The following is an 858-nucleotide window of genomic DNA, read 5'->3' as shown; positions in this document are numbered from 1 at the left end:
GGCCTAGGTAGGGGACTCATTCAGGTCCATGCGATGACACAGGAAGCGAGCGCGACGGCAGCCAGATAGTTGCAGGCCAAGCGATCGTAGCGGGTCGCGACGCGCCGCCAGTTTTTGAGGTGACCGAACAGGCGCTCGATCCGATTGCGCCGCCGGTAGGCGATCCGGCTGTGCTTATAGGGTACCGTCCGGGTGGCCGTGGACGGGATGGTGGCGATCACCCGGCGGCTTTTCAGCCAATCCCTCAGGCTCTGCGCGTCGTAGGCCCTGTCGGCGATCAGACGCTTGGGCGGCACCACAGCGCGCAGCAAAGGCAGCGCCATGGTGATGTCGGCCACGTTGCCGGGCGTCAGGGCGAACGCGACCGGTCGGCCACGATCATCGGCCAAGCAATGGATTTTACTCGTGAACCCGCCCCGCGAGCGGCCGATCGCCTGGCTCCAGGCCCCCCTTTTCCGCCGGCAGCCGAGCGGTGGGCCTTCACGTGGGACGCGTCGAGCATCAACTCATCTGGCACGGGGCCTGTGGCTGCGATCTTGGCGAACAGCCGCTGCCAGATCCCGCGCTGAGACCACCTGTTGTAGCGGTTGTAGACCGTCGTGTGCGGACCGTAAGCGGAGGGCGTGTCCTGCCAGCGGCAGCCGACCTTCAGCACATGCAGAATGCCGCTGATCACCCGCCTGTCGTCGACCCGAGGCTTGCCCGGTTGGCCGTGAGGTAGGTGCGGCGCGATCCGCCCCCAGGCTTCATCGGAGAGCCAGAACAACCGTGCCATCGCGATCCTCCTGCGCTGGAAACCCCAATCTCAGAAAGAAAACGCGAGCAACAGCAATTGGTTGTATGAGTTCCCTACCTAGG

Annotated in this window: 1 protein-coding gene; it reads right to left on the bottom strand. The window is 64.9% G+C overall.

The annotated features are described in order from the left end of the window. Positions 1-20: 20 nt before the first annotated feature. Positions 21-775 (bottom strand): IS5 family transposase gene (locus tag ACLBYE_RS30510; protein ID WP_447697034.1). Its coding sequence is split into 2 segments (ribosomal slippage): positions 21-445 and positions 445-775, totalling 756 coding nucleotides; the frame shifts between segments, so codons are not numbered across the junction. Positions 776-858 lie beyond the last annotated feature (83 nt).

This window comes from Methylobacterium sp. A52T (assembly GCF_053346095.1).
The sequence above is the reverse complement of the archived record's forward strand: the minus strand, read 5'-3'. Positions and strand labels throughout refer to the sequence as shown.